This window comes from [Phormidium] sp. LEGE 05292 (assembly GCF_015207735.1).
GTDB lineage: Bacteria > Cyanobacteriota > Cyanobacteriia > Cyanobacteriales > Aerosakkonemataceae > Floridanema.
This window is the reverse complement of the sequence record NZ_JADEWG010000166.1, coordinates 1-12,732: the sequence shown is the minus strand read 5'-3', so window position 1 is coordinate 12,732 and position 12,732 is coordinate 1. Positions and strand designations below refer to the sequence as shown.

Sequence of the window (12,732 nt, the reverse complement as noted above, 5' to 3'; positions counted from 1 at the left end):
TCTCCCCACCTCCCCACCTCCCCTTTTCCCAAAACTAAGCTAATATAAAAATACCCCCCTGGGGGATATTTGTTGTGATATATTAAATAAGGTAAACTTAAGTAACAAAAATTAAAAATCTTGCTAAACAATACCTTGTCTGCTTACACCTCTTGTCGAGCTACTGATTGGTGGCGAATCGGTTCTAAGAAAGCCTGGTTAGTCTTTCTGGCAGCATCATTCCTAGTTTCGGTGCCAGTGTTCATCCAAGCGCCCCTAGTGCGTCTCTTGCCCTTGCTGAGCTTGTTATTAACTTTGGGTTGGGTCGGTTTAAGTTTTGTGCTGCTGAGGAGGCCAAAAACCCAAATTTGGGGAGATTTGCTCATCGGGTTTAGTTGGAGTTGGTTAGCTGGGTCAATTTATTGGGGTTGGCTGCGATGGGAACCGTTAATTCACTTGCCAGTAGAAGCGATCGGACTACCGTTTGCGCTATGGTGTCTTAGACAAGGTTGGGGTAAAGTCGGCAACTGGTTTTATTTAGGTTCTTTATTTGGCACAGCAGTTACAGATACATATTTTTACTTAGTAGATTTAATTCCTTCCTGGCGACAACTCATGCAGGTAGAGCCAGAATTAGCAATCCAGATCTTGCAAGATGCGACAACTCATGTTAATAGCCCTTGGGGAATTGCTTGGGCGATCGTACTATTAAATCTACTCTTGGGCGTGGGTACTTTACCCTGGCGCTCAGTACAGTTACACTGGTGGGCGTTTAGTGGAGCAGTTTTGAGTACGATTTTGGTAGATGGCTTATTTTGGTTAGCTGCCTCAGCTGCCTGAATCAAGGCATTCGCTTGACGAAACTGTTACTTACAGGTGTCACGCGACTTCAGGCAGTTAAATTAGTATAAATATTAGAGACTCTGACTACTCCACGTCGCTTCTCTAAACATCCGGTGACGTTGCAACCTACATCCGTTCCCTATCTGTTACTAAAAACTGATTCTGGAAATCGATATCTACCATTAGTTGGCAGTCATTGCTGGACGATCGGTAGAAGCGACGACAATAACTTTGTCATTCCAGATCGCTGGATTTCCCGTAACCATGCAATGTTACAGTGCATGGAGACAGGGGAATTTTATTTAATCGATTTAGGAAGCCGTAATGGATCTTTTGTCAATGGGCGCAGGGTTAGCATTCCTGTAACACTGCGAAATGGAGATCATCTTACTTTCGGTCAAACCGAATTAGATTTCTTTACTCCCAGTAACGATAATTCTGCACCGCAAGCGAACACTAACTCTGACGAATTAACTGCTACTTCTGCCCTGCACGTTCGCCGTTTGATCTCGGTAATGGTAGTTGATATTCGCGACTTTACCGTTTTAACGCGGCAATTAGATGAAAAAGTGCTTTCCGAATTGATTGGCACTTGGTTTCGTCATTGTGGGAGTATTATCCGCGACTATGGTAGTTGGGTCGATAAGTACATCGGTGATGCAGTTATGGCTGTCTGGTTTCATGGTGGACGCACTATTACTAATGAGGAGGTGGGTAAAATTTGTCAGGCACTTAGCGACCTGTACAAAATGACTCAGGAATTGGATCGGGAATATGTTTTACCATTTCCGCTGCGAATTGGGGCGGGAATTAATACTGGTTATGCGATGGTGGGTAATACGGGGAGTGGCGATCGACCAGACTACACCGCTTTAGGAGATACTGTTAATGCCGCATTCCGCTTGGAATCTTCTACCAAGCAGCTAGGAATGGAGGTAGCTTTAGGTGAAAGTACTTATCAATATTTGTTACCTCTAGGTTTTGAGGACGCTGGTTTTAAACAAAAAGTAGTAAATCTCAAAGGCTACGACAAACCAACCGTTACCTACGCAGGCACTTTTGCCGACCTGGATAGGTTTTTGACGATGCAAACTAAAACTCAATAAATAGAAGTTCATAAAGACGGTACTATAAGACCGATAATAATCTTTTGATGGAAGCTGTGTGGACATCAGTCCAGTTTTTGAGGGAGGTACTGATACATGAAAAAATTGTTACGTTTGTTCACAGTATGCGCTTTGGTCATTGGATGCTGGGCAGGATTGGGATTCACCCAACGCGCTAATGCACTTTCTTTGACCCAGGTAGCGTTTAACTCTGTACCAGTGTTGGCAGAAACATCAGCTGAAGCTGCGTTGCGAAATAAAGTAGACGCAAAGCTAGGAGAAATGGCCAACAAAATTGATTTAAACAATACCAACTTACGGGCATTTAAGCGTTTTCAGGGAATGTACCCCAACTTGGGTGCGAAGATCGTCAAAAATGCACCTTATGAAAAGGTAGAAGATGTATTGGATATTCCGGGACTTAGTGCTCGTCAAAAAGAAATTCTCCAAGCTAACTTGGATGAGTTTACTGTCACACCAGTAGAGTCTGCTTTTAACGAAGGAGACGATCGCATTAACAACGGTATCTATCGTTAAGTTGGTAGTGGGTAGTTGGTAGTCGGTAGTCGGCAAAAAATTAATTACCCACAATTTTCCTAAAACTCACCCCTGAACAAATTCAAAAGTGGTAATTCAGAATTCAAAACCTTTCTATTTTGCATTCTGTATGACAAATTTTGAATTAATCAGGGGTGGTTTTTTATATAGCAACCGCCAAGTCAGTTAAGGCAGTATGAAGAGCTATAACCCTTTTTTTTAGGACTTTTCCCTTCTGCCTTCTGCCTTCTGCTATAGCTAATCAAAACGTCTCGTTTCCAGTAGGTTCTTGGGGAACAAGACTTTGCTTTTGATAGCGATAGGAAGCGACAACAGGGTAAACAACACCGCGTAGCCGATTGATTGCACCCACTGGACGATGTACTGCTAGACCGTTCCAGGGAGAAAAGCGCAGATTTTCACAGAAATTGTATTGTTTTTCAAAATCAATCATTTGATGCTTGACGATGAGACGACCTACGGTGAAAAAGGGTGATTCCTTTTCTCTCCAGGTAATTGTGGCATCGTCGATCGACATCTTTGGATTAGTTTGAAATTGAATGCCAAAATCCCAAATGTATTCAGCATCAGGCTTGGCAAGAGATTGAATTATGTCCTCTCGATAGTAATCATCAGGTTGATTGGGATTTAAACCAAGTGCTTTAGCGCGATCGCTCATCGGAAATTTAGGAATCCCTGGTCGAGACTGGAACGAAATCTTGTTATGCGGTGGCTTGGGTAAAACTGGAGTAAAAGCATATTTGATTACCGCAGGATATTCCACCGGAACAAGACCCATTTGGGAGGGATCAAAATTCGGCTTTAGACCTAAAGCAGAGGCAGAACTGCTCCAATATCGTTGTGTTAGTAAACTTTTTGGCACCTCACTCGTACCCTTAAGGAGTGCTAAGAACTGCCTGGGATGTTTATAAAGCCACTTCTTTGTTGCTTCTTTTGACTCAACTACAGCCGAAAAAAAGCCGTAGTAATCTCTGATAGTTTTCACAAAGAAAAACTCCGAATTATGAACAATAAAGTCCTGAGTTTTTGACTCATAGCTGTGTTCAAGTCTTTCCCCTTCAACCCCCATCACCTTCACTGCCATTGAGCGGGTATCTGGCTCATAATCATTCTTGATTTGGAAAGCTCCATTAGCAAATCGCAGCCACACAGGATATTGTTTTGCTGAGGAAAGCAAGCCTTGCTTAATTGAAATTCCATTCAGCTGCGAAGCAGTCAAGGAAGAATGTTGGCTTAATTCTCGTTTAATTGCTTCTTCATCAATATCGTAAATTTCGAGAATTCCTTTAACAGCAGCATGACTTTTTGTGTGAGTATCTCTCAGCGCCCGCTCTTGATCTTTATACAGATTATCCATCCGCATCCTAACTTGTTCAATCACAAGTTCGTAATATTTGCGTTCATCCTGTTCGGGATATTCTGTAAATAATTTCTGGCTCATATTTACCTTTTTTCTTCGCAGTACGGCTTGTTAATCAACAGTTGGAAGATTGAAACTGACTTTGTATTTGCGCTCGCCTGGAGGAACATTACGATTCACTAAATCGGAGACAGTTTTGGTATTTTGGATAATTTCCCAACCAACAGGAGAAAAAGTTTCCTTATTGAAGACTTTAGGTGATAACAAAGGATTAGTTAATGCTTGGGAGAAAGCATCAATGCCAATTATCCGTGCTACTAAAGGCGGAATTGCCGAATTTTTCCGAACATCTTCAGCGTACAATCCGACAAAGAATTCAATCTTATCAACATGACCATACAACTCTTTTAATTTCTGTTGAGTGTATTCATCACCTGTAATTTGATTGAAATCAGTTACTCTGGGATAACCACACATTTCTCGGTAATCGTTATAGCTGGCTAATTGCGCCTGCCGTCCGAGTTTAACAGATGCTAGTTCGGTAGCATCGATAAATGTGTAGGGTGTTCCTGCTGGTGTTTCTGCGATCGGAAAATCAGGCGTATTAAATAAACCAATTCTAGTACCTGGTTGGGAACAAGTTTCTTCCATCAACGCACCCAACCCTTTATCAATTAACATCTGATTATTCCAGAGGGAAGCGTACATAGGTTTTGGTTTGCCGTCATAAATGAAGGTTTCAGGAAGCGCACTATGCCAGCGATAAACAAAACTAAACTCGATCGCCATCCAATTTTCTCGATACCAACTTTCCTTGGTAAAAGCTTCAGGATCGGCAAAAAACCTAAAATTGTAAGGCGTAATATGAAAAATGTACTCTTCCATGATGATATTTAGAACAATCACCATGAGAATATTTCTTGCAGTTTGAAAAAGCCTTTCATCATCCCATTGTGGATAATTTTTTGACAAAACATCACAAATTCGATTATGTTCTCTGATACATAAAGTATTGAGCATGACATAGCCAATCTGGACGTTTGCTCGTTCAACTCCCATTGCAAAAATCTTGGCTTTCTTTTCAGGTGGTTGTCTTTTCTCATCATTAAGAGGTGCATGAAGACCTTCAAATTGAGGATCGACAATACCTTGCTCAGGATCGGAATAATAAAAGAGTGGATATTCTTCTTCTACTCCATCTTTACGTTTGAGTTTTTGGGTTTTGAATTTACCGTCTTTGAAAGATCTGATCAGATTTGTTTGTTTACGGGTTAACCCATAAACATTACACATATCTATTTGATGATTAGAGGTGTTTTTTAAGCGGTTGTTCTGATCGATTCGCAGAAAACTATCTGTAAACCACTGCACCCAATAGGGAAAGAGTAGAGTCGATTTTTCCGAATAAATGGTTTTTCCGTCTCTTTTTTGGAATAAGGTCTTTACTTTGTCCAGTGGTGGCAAATTCCCTTCTTTGTTAAATTCCGGGTCGGGAGGTAAATGCCGCCCAGTATAAGTCTTGTCTGTCAGTGAATCCCAAGAGATATAGGTATCAGTTTTCTTGGGAATATCTGTCCCAGGAATTTTGGGATCGAGCGTCATTAAGCTATAGGGAAGAGGACGGGTTGGAAGTTTATAAATGATACTATTTAGAAAAAATTTGTTGAGTTTACGTTTCAACGGATCGTAACTTTGAACTAAATTCCAAATAGGTTTGAAATGAGTCAAAGTATAAGCTAAAACTTTGTTACTAAATCCATCTCTAGATGTGTCTCTTGCCATGATTACCTTTCCTTTTGATTGCTATAGATTATATGCCCCGTATATGTTAGGTTCGGAAATCTTTAGAAATTGTTCTCATTTCTCTACGTTTTCCAAAACTTTGGAGAGAATCTTTTGGAGATTTTTGGGTCGATAGTCTTGGCGACTTTTCAATCGGTAGATTGTGCTTTCATGAAGATCTTCAATGGTATCGCTGACTTCACGAAACTTAATTCCTGCTAGTTTAAAGAATCCTGGATTGTTCTTAAATTCACATTCATAATTAGGATTGATGCCTGTGGGAATTGCACTGATATCAAAGTCCAGCTTTAATCCCAAGTTACCTACCGAATCAATCATCCACTTTAAGGCAGCATCCGATAAGCCACTGTATTCTTTGCTTCCTCCACCAACACAGCCGTGTTCACCAGGAAACCATTTTTGAATTACCCTTTGGTTTTTGGCATCAGGATTGGATTTCATGGGAGTAACATCAAAAACTTCGCGGATTTCATCGATCGCTATAGCGTGCAAGGCATTTTGAATATATTTATTCAAAGTAGTGTCATGAAATCTGTACCGCTTATTTAGCTGATCGTGAAATTTTTTGAAGGGAGCTAGCCCAGGAATACCAAGAGCACCAACAGTATCAAAACAACCAAGTAAGGTAATCGGAACGCGATCGCCAAAAGCTTCACGGTAGTCCACCGCTTCTTTATCCTTTGGTTTGATGCCTCTTTTACGGTAAAGCTCGTAAGCTTCATGTGTTTTGGTGACGTGCGGTCGCTCTAAAAGACCAGAGCAATAGATCATCCCTGCTAAGCTCCGAACTGTGTATGCACCACGACTGAAACCGAACATATAGATTTCGTCACCAGGGACATAATTTAGACTAAGAAATCGATAGCAATCTTCTATGTTTTTATCGATTCCTATTCCAGCAGCTCCACCCATTACCTTTTGATACTCAGTACCAATACCCTCGTCATAAAAAACGATTTGGGCAACTCCATCACTGGCGATCGGTTTTACTGCTTGAGCTAACTTAACCACATTGCTAGGGTAAGGACTTGTTAAGTTTTGCCAAGTTCCATCACAGCAAATCACTAGACGCTTCATTGTTCAATCAATCTCCAAACAACGAATAAGTAATAAGACAAAAATAACTACACGCTATATTATTACTGTGTAAAGTTTGAGAAAGTATTTCGTTTAATTAATTTTTAATTTGTTATTTTTAGCGGTTTTTTTGGAATGTGATACATCCTTAGTTATAAAATTTACAGCCTAATCAGGCGATCGAAAACCGATGTTTTGAATTTATTTTCAATAAAATTAATTTTACTAGCTGAGGGAAACTACTTTCTCTAAAAACTTGGTTTTGCTACTTTACCTAAAAGAGAACGCTATAAAATTTTAACTAAGTATAAATTTACAGAAAAAATAAAAAATTCTAACGTAACTTTACGGAAACACAGGTAATTGAAATACATTAATAGTATGGCTTATCCCGTTGACGAAAATCAAAAAATCAGCAATAATTAGCGCTCAAAATTTAAAAATTCCGTTTTTTGTAGATAATTTCGCAGCAAAAATTCAGACTTAACTTGTGTGGTTGCAGATTTTACCTATTGAGAAATGACTAAAAATTCCCCATAGCAAAAGTTAGCTTGAATCAACAGTAATTTCATCCGTAATTTTTAGTGAAAAACCAAATAGGGGCAATTATTTTTGTAGAGAGGCAATTTAATTATTGACAATTACATACAAAAAAACAGATAATAATAGATTGTCTGTCTACCCCTGCTCGGATCAGGTCAAGACATTCCAAAAGCTTAACTGGTACTGGTCATTGGTCATTGGTTGTCTATTACCAACTACCAACTACCCATCACCAACTACCGATTCAGCTACCTGTACGGCCCAAATCAGCAAAAACTCATGACTTACGCAATTATTGAAACAGGCGGCAAACAATTACGGGTAGAACCCGGTCGCTTTTACGACATTGAACTACTGCACGTAGAAGAAAATGCCGAAGTCACCATTGACAAAGTTTTATTTGTTAACAATGATGGCGATGTAAGTATCGGTCAACCCTTGGTTGCAGGTGCTACCGTTAAAGGCACGGTAATGCGTCATCTTCGGGGGCGCAAAGTCCTGGTTTACAAGATGAAACCGAAAAAGAAAACCCGCAAAAAACGCGGACATCGCCAGGAAATTACTCGTTTAATGATTGATTCGATCGATCTGAACGGTACAGTAATTGGTGCGAAGAAAGAAGAAAGCACACCAGAACCAGCAGTTACCGCAGAGGTAGTTGAGTAATAGTAAGAGTTGCTAGTTATCCGCTTAGGGTTTGATCCCCCTAAATCCCCCTTAATAAGGGGGACTTTGAATCCGGTTATCCCCTTACCAAGGGGGACTTTGAATCTGATTATCCCCTTCCAAGGGGGACTTTGAATCCGGTTACTCCCTTAATCAGGGGAACTTTGAATCTGGTTCCCCCCTTGTTAAGGCAGGGCTAATTCATTTTCAACGGAGAAATTGATTTGTGAAGGAGAGATAATGCAAACAACGGAAAAATCATCTTTCCCCTTGTCCCCTTGTCTCCTTGTCCCCTTGTCCCCCCATCCGGTTAATTTTATTTGATGACCATGAATTAGCCCTGCTTGTTAAGGGGGGCTAGGGGGGATCGAAGCGATAATATTTGTAATTAGCAACTTGAGTTAGTAGAAAGTAGAACGTAGATAGATTAGGAAGGAAACATGGCTCATAAGAAAGGTACTGGTAGTACGCGCAACGGGCGCGACTCTAACGCCCAGCGTTTAGGCGTGAAACGCTACGGTGGTCAAGTTGTTCGTGCTGGCAATATTTTAGTTCGCCAACGGGGAACTAAGTTCCATCCAGGTAACAATGTCGGTATCGGTGGCGATGATACTTTGTTTGCCCTCATCGATGGCATTGTTACTTTTGAAAGAAAGGGTAAAACTCGCAAGAAAGTTAGCGTTTATGCTGTTCCTGCTGCTGAAGCCCAAACCGCAGCTGTTACAGCTTAATAAGGCTAATTGAACCCTATCCCCAACCCCCTCCCCGCTTGCGAGGAGGGGGCTTTTACAAGGATTTAGATAATTTTTGAAGTCGATAAATAAAAGCTGCTTTGGGGTACCAAAGAGATTATGATTTTTTATTAGCATATCTAAGCTAGGCTTAGTTTATTTTTTCTGGGCTAGCAGCCTGTGAGTAACTCTTCAGCAAAATAAGGTTTAAAAAAAGTCATGTTTCCAATTCATCGCCCTCGCCGTCTCCGCACTTCTTCTCAGTTACGCCGTATGGTGCGGGAAACTGTTCTGACGACGAATGATTTAATATATCCTCTGTTTGCTGTTCCTGGTCAAGCTATTGCTAAGGAAGTGAAGTCGATGCCGGGAGTTTATCAACTTTCGATCGATAAGATTGTGGAGGAAGCGAAAGAAGTTTACGATTTGGGCATTCCGGGAATTATTTTGTTTGGGATTCCTGAAGATAAGGATGCTGATGCGACTGGCGCTTGGCATGATTGTGGGATTGTACAAAAGGCGGCGACTGCTGTTAAGGAAGCGGTTCCTGATTTGGTGGTGATTGCTGATACCTGCCTTTGTGAGTATACGAGTCATGGACACTGCGGTTATTTGCAGGTTGGTGATTTGTCGGGGCGGGTGTTGAACGATCCGACTTTGGATTTGTTGAAGAAGACTGCGGTTTCTCAGGCGAAGGCGGGGGCGGATATTATTGCGCCTTCGGGGATGATGGATGGTTTTGTGCAGGCGATTCGCGCTGCTTTGGATGAGGCTGGGTATCAAGATACACCGATTTTGTCTTATGCGGCTAAGTATGCTTCGGCTTACTATGGGCCTTTCCGGGATGCTGCTGAGTCTACGCCTCAGTTTGGCGATCGCAGAACTTACCAAATGGACCCCGGTAACGCCCGCGAAGCCCTCAAGGAAATCGCTTTAGATATGGCTGAAGGCGCTGATATGCTAATGGTGAAGCCAGCTTTGGCTTATATGGATGTGATTTGGCGCGTTAAGGAAGCTAGCAATTTGCCTGTTGCGGCTTACAATGTTTCGGGCGAATATTCTATGGTAAAAGCTGCCGCCCTCAATGGTTGGATTGATGAAGAACGGGTGGTAATGGAAACTTTAACTAGCTTTAAGCGTGCTGGTTCTGATTTAATTTTGACCTATCATGCGAAAGATGCTGCTCGTTGGTTGAATGGTTAATTTTAAATGGTAATGGGTAGTGGGTAGTAGGTAATGGGATCGGAATCAGGGTTAAAGAAAAAGGATTTTTCTGACTAGATTTTTATTCCAACTACCAACTACCTACTACCCGTTACCAAATGATTCAGTGTTTTTAGACACCACACAATTCTAATTTAATTAGTAAAATAACTCGGTAATAGACTGGGGGTTTTTAACGAATGAAGTGTGGTCAAATTCGGGTTTGCGATCGCCAAGCAGATGTAGATACTCAACAATTACAAGAATTATTTAAAGTCGCTGCTTTTTGGGCGCAAAACCGATCGCTTGAGGATTTGGAAATTGCGATCGCTAACAGCGATCCGGTAATTACTATTTGGGATGACGATCGCTTAATTGGATTTACCAGAGCTAATTCGGATTGCGTTTTTCGAGCTACAATTTGGGATGTGGTAATTCACCCTGATTATCGAGGTCAAGGTTTAGGGCGCAAGTTAATCGAAACTTTGCTCAATCATCCCCGGATTCGGCGCGTGGAAAGGGTTTATTTAATGACTACTTATCAACAGGGATTTTATCTCAAGTTAGGGTTTGAATTTCCTCAACCTAGTACTGCTATGGTACTCTACAATCAACGCCGAATTAATGCTGCTTCTACAAAAGCGATCGAGCAAATGTTTGAAAAAACTATCTAACTTTCAGTATCAAATACTTCCTTTGTACACAAAGGAATTGAACACTGAATGTTGGTAAATTTAGAATTTTCCTCATCCGAAGGAACTGCAATAACTTCTAAACGCCCTTTCATTAATTCCAGGATAGTTTGACTCATCATCAAAGATAATCCTGGGGAAAGGGTAAAATCTTCATTTACAGGTAAGGGTTCTTTGTCTTCAGAAATAGTTTTTAATAAATCTATTGGTTCTGTTAAAGCTTCAGCTGGACGTTCATCTTCTACCCAAATATTAACATATTCGGTTGCTGGATCTAAATGTACAGAAACTTGTACATTAATTGGTTCCATATATTTAAGTGGAGTATCTACCAAATTTAGTAATACTTGTCTTAACCAGCGGGGATCTGCTAATACAAAAATGTCTGGTGAGGGTGTTTCAATTGTTAAGCGATGATTGCGATTTGCCGCTTGTAAATGAGTTAAATCGTAGACTTGAGAGAGTACTTCTGCTAATTGCAAAGGTTGAATATCTAATCGATTAGTACCGTATTCCGTGCGAGAAACATTGAGAACTTCATCAATTAAACCTACTAGCTTTAAAGCTGAAGCATGAGCTTGTTCAATAAATTCTCTTTCTTCTTCGGGACTTTCACACAAATCAGAAATAATTAATTGGTGCAAACCGATTAAACTATTTAAAGGCGATCGCAATTCATGGGAAATTCTGGCTAAAAAACCTGCTTTAAATTGGCTCATTTCCGCAGCTAAATGATAAGCTGCACGAGTCAGCTTCAGTTCTTCGGAAATAGCAGCGATACTAGGTTTAGATTTTTGAGGTTTAGTCATCAAAAGGAAATTTTTAAAATTACTTATTAAACAGGTTACTTTCGTTAAATTAAATGTATCAAATTTCTCGTCCACAAGTTCCAAAAGGTAACAAAGTTTTAGATCGGCTTTTTGCGTTCAGCCTTCTTACACTAGCTTAATTGCTCCTTGTCGGAGAATTTGCCAACCTTTATCTGTCCATTTGGCAACAGTGGAAGGAATACCACCAGCCTGATTCTTTAATTCTTCCTCCCATAACAGAGTCACGACTTCAGGAAATTGCGCCTCAATTTCTGCCATAGTTTCTAATGGTGGCTGACCAGATAAATTAGCACTTGTGGTGGCTAAAGGGCCTGTTTGCGCTAAGATTTGACGAGCGATACTGCTATTGGGCACCCTTACACCAATAGTAGTCGGATCGAGAGGATTCACCTCGATCGGTACTTTATCAGACGCAGGTAATACTAAGGTTAACGCACCCGGCCAATATCGATCGGCAACTTGCTGCCAAGTTCGGAATTCTGCTATATTTCCAAGACAAAAAGGCCAAAGTTCCTCCGCAGTTGCAGCCATCAAAATCAGAGGTTTATCTTGACTTCTCTGTTTAACTTCAAAGATTAGATGAGATTTTTCTGGGTTAGCTGCTAATGCTGGTACTGTATCTGTAGGAAAGCTGACTACAGAACCAGATTTTGCTTTTGCTACCAAAACATCTATGGAAACCTTCATTACTGAATTAGATATTAACTAATTGGCTAAAATTTTAGATTATTTTTATTCTGAACGATAAGCTAACACAAAGCGATCGATTCCTGACAAATCAGCGAATACTTGAATATTGCAGTAGCTTCCTTGATTTTTTAACAATTCTACGACTGCCTCAGTTTGTCCTGCCATAGTTTCTATCAACCAAATCCCGCCCGGAAGTAAGTATTCTGCTGCTTCTGTTACCAACAAACGGATACAATCCAATCCATCATTACCGCCATCAAGGGCTAAATGTGGTTCATGATTTGCCACTTCTGGTTGTAAAGTTGGCACGATATTACTAGGAATATAAGGCGGATTTGATACCATCCCAGTCAGTTTACCTTTTAATTCTTGTAAAGGTGTAAACCAAGAACCTTGATAAAAACGAATTCTGGACGAAAATCCTAAACGTTGAGCATTTTCTTGAGCAATATTTAAAGCCTCTACACTTTGATCCACTGCATGAATTATGGCATGAGGAAAAGCATCTGCCAAACCAACTGCGATCGCACCACTCCCCGTCCCTAAATCTGCCCAATGTGTCGGGGAAGTTTTGAGTTTTGAGTTTTGAGTTTTGAGTTGGGAATGGGAAATGGGAAATGGGGACTGGGAGGAAGTGGGGGGATGGGGAGG

General features: G+C 40.7%; 13 protein-coding genes. 7 read left to right on the top strand and 6 right to left on the bottom strand.

From position 1 onward, the window contains the following. Positions 1–120: 120 nt before the first annotated feature. The 3 genes from IQ264_RS27765 (at position 121) to psbU (ending at position 2,465) form a co-directional block, all read left to right on the top strand. Entirely contained in the window at positions 121–819 is a 699-nt protein-coding gene (locus tag IQ264_RS27765) for a DUF3120 domain-containing protein (protein ID WP_193985038.1), read from the top strand. A 116-nt stretch (positions 820–935) separates the two neighbouring features. Next, the gene (locus IQ264_RS27760; protein ID WP_193985036.1) at positions 936–1,928 is read left to right on the top strand and encodes an FHA domain-containing protein; all 993 of its coding nucleotides are present in this window, start codon (positions 936–938) and stop codon (positions 1,926–1,928) included. A gap of 96 nt (positions 1,929–2,024) precedes the next feature. Then, positions 2,025–2,465 (top strand): photosystem II complex extrinsic protein PsbU, encoded by a 441-nt coding sequence (gene psbU / locus IQ264_RS27755; protein ID WP_193985034.1) that lies wholly within the window; start codon positions 2,025–2,027, stop codon positions 2,463–2,465. 262 nt (positions 2,466–2,727) lie between these two features. On the opposite strand, the gene IQ264_RS27750 is transcribed toward psbU, so the two are convergent. From IQ264_RS27750 to IQ264_RS27740, 3 genes are all read right to left on the bottom strand, one after another. Next, positions 2,728–3,927 carry a catalase gene (locus tag IQ264_RS27750; protein ID WP_193985032.1) on the bottom strand — a complete coding sequence of 400 codons (1,200 nt, stop codon included), beginning with the start codon at positions 3,925–3,927 and terminating at the stop codon, positions 2,728–2,730. Positions 3,928–3,957: 30 nt separating this feature from the next. Beyond that, complete coding sequence (locus IQ264_RS27745; protein ID WP_193985029.1) at positions 3,958–5,628, bottom strand: peroxidase family protein; 1,671 nt, start codon at positions 5,626–5,628, stop codon at positions 3,958–3,960. Between the two features lie 75 nt (positions 5,629–5,703). Beyond that, the gene (locus IQ264_RS27740; RefSeq protein WP_193985027.1) at positions 5,704–6,726 is read right to left on the bottom strand and encodes a DUF2235 domain-containing protein; all 1,023 of its coding nucleotides are present in this window, start codon (positions 6,724–6,726) and stop codon (positions 5,704–5,706) included. Positions 6,727–7,548: 822 nt separating this feature from the next. On the opposite strand from IQ264_RS27740, the gene rplU reads away from it, so the two are divergent. The 4 genes from rplU (at position 7,549) to IQ264_RS27720 (ending at position 10,543) form a co-directional block, all read left to right on the top strand. Continuing rightward, entirely contained in the window at positions 7,549–7,935 is a 387-nt protein-coding gene (rplU, locus tag IQ264_RS27735) for a 50S ribosomal protein L21 (protein ID WP_193985025.1), read from the top strand. A 440-nt stretch (positions 7,936–8,375) separates the two neighbouring features. Beyond that, positions 8,376–8,666, top strand: a complete 291-nt coding sequence (rpmA, locus tag IQ264_RS27730) for a 50S ribosomal protein L27 (RefSeq protein WP_193985023.1) — start codon at positions 8,376–8,378, stop codon at positions 8,664–8,666. A gap of 219 nt (positions 8,667–8,885) precedes the next feature. Then, a complete protein-coding gene (gene hemB, locus IQ264_RS27725; protein WP_193985021.1) occupies positions 8,886–9,869 on the top strand; it encodes a porphobilinogen synthase in 984 nt (327 codons plus the stop codon). Between the two features lie 200 nt (positions 9,870–10,069). Then, positions 10,070–10,543 carry a GNAT family N-acetyltransferase gene (locus IQ264_RS27720; RefSeq protein ID WP_193985019.1) on the top strand — a complete coding sequence of 158 codons (474 nt, stop codon included), beginning with the start codon at positions 10,070–10,072 and terminating at the stop codon, positions 10,541–10,543. Here the strand turns inward: IQ264_RS27720 and IQ264_RS27715 are convergent. From IQ264_RS27715 to IQ264_RS27705, 3 genes are all read right to left on the bottom strand, one after another. After that, positions 10,540–11,370, bottom strand: coding sequence for a sensor histidine kinase (locus IQ264_RS27715; RefSeq protein ID WP_228061871.1), 831 nt, complete (start codon positions 11,368–11,370; stop codon positions 10,540–10,542). The genes IQ264_RS27720 and IQ264_RS27715 overlap by 4 nt on opposite strands. Positions 11,371–11,496: 126 nt before the next feature. Next, positions 11,497–12,078 carry an L-threonylcarbamoyladenylate synthase gene (locus tag IQ264_RS27710; RefSeq protein WP_193985017.1) on the bottom strand — a complete coding sequence of 194 codons (582 nt, stop codon included), beginning with the start codon at positions 12,076–12,078 and terminating at the stop codon, positions 11,497–11,499. 45 nt (positions 12,079–12,123) lie between these two features. Beyond that, positions 12,124–12,732 (bottom strand): N5-glutamine methyltransferase family protein (locus IQ264_RS27705; protein WP_193985015.1); only part of this gene is annotated, 609 nt, incomplete at its 5' end.

Coding starts and splice junctions, on each gene's coding strand:
- psbU (WP_193985034.1), top strand. CDS start 2,025: ATGAAAAAATTGTTACGTTTGTTCACAGTATGCGCTTTGGTCATTGGA.
- IQ264_RS27750 (WP_193985032.1), bottom strand. CDS start 3,927: ATGAGCCAGAAATTATTTACAGAATATCCCGAACAGGATGAACGCAAA.
- IQ264_RS27745 (WP_193985029.1), bottom strand. CDS start 5,628: ATGGCAAGAGACACATCTAGAGATGGATTTAGTAACAAAGTTTTAGCT.
- IQ264_RS27740 (WP_193985027.1), bottom strand. CDS start 6,726: ATGAAGCGTCTAGTGATTTGCTGTGATGGAACTTGGCAAAACTTAACA.
- rplU (WP_193985025.1), top strand. CDS start 7,549: ATGACTTACGCAATTATTGAAACAGGCGGCAAACAATTACGGGTAGAA.
- rpmA (WP_193985023.1), top strand. CDS start 8,376: ATGGCTCATAAGAAAGGTACTGGTAGTACGCGCAACGGGCGCGACTCT.
- hemB (WP_193985021.1), top strand. CDS start 8,886: ATGTTTCCAATTCATCGCCCTCGCCGTCTCCGCACTTCTTCTCAGTTA.
- IQ264_RS27720 (WP_193985019.1), top strand. CDS start 10,070: ATGAAGTGTGGTCAAATTCGGGTTTGCGATCGCCAAGCAGATGTAGAT.
- IQ264_RS27715 (WP_228061871.1), bottom strand. CDS start 11,370: ATGACTAAACCTCAAAAATCTAAACCTAGTATCGCTGCTATTTCCGAA.
- IQ264_RS27710 (WP_193985017.1), bottom strand. CDS start 12,078: ATGAAGGTTTCCATAGATGTTTTGGTAGCAAAAGCAAAATCTGGTTCT.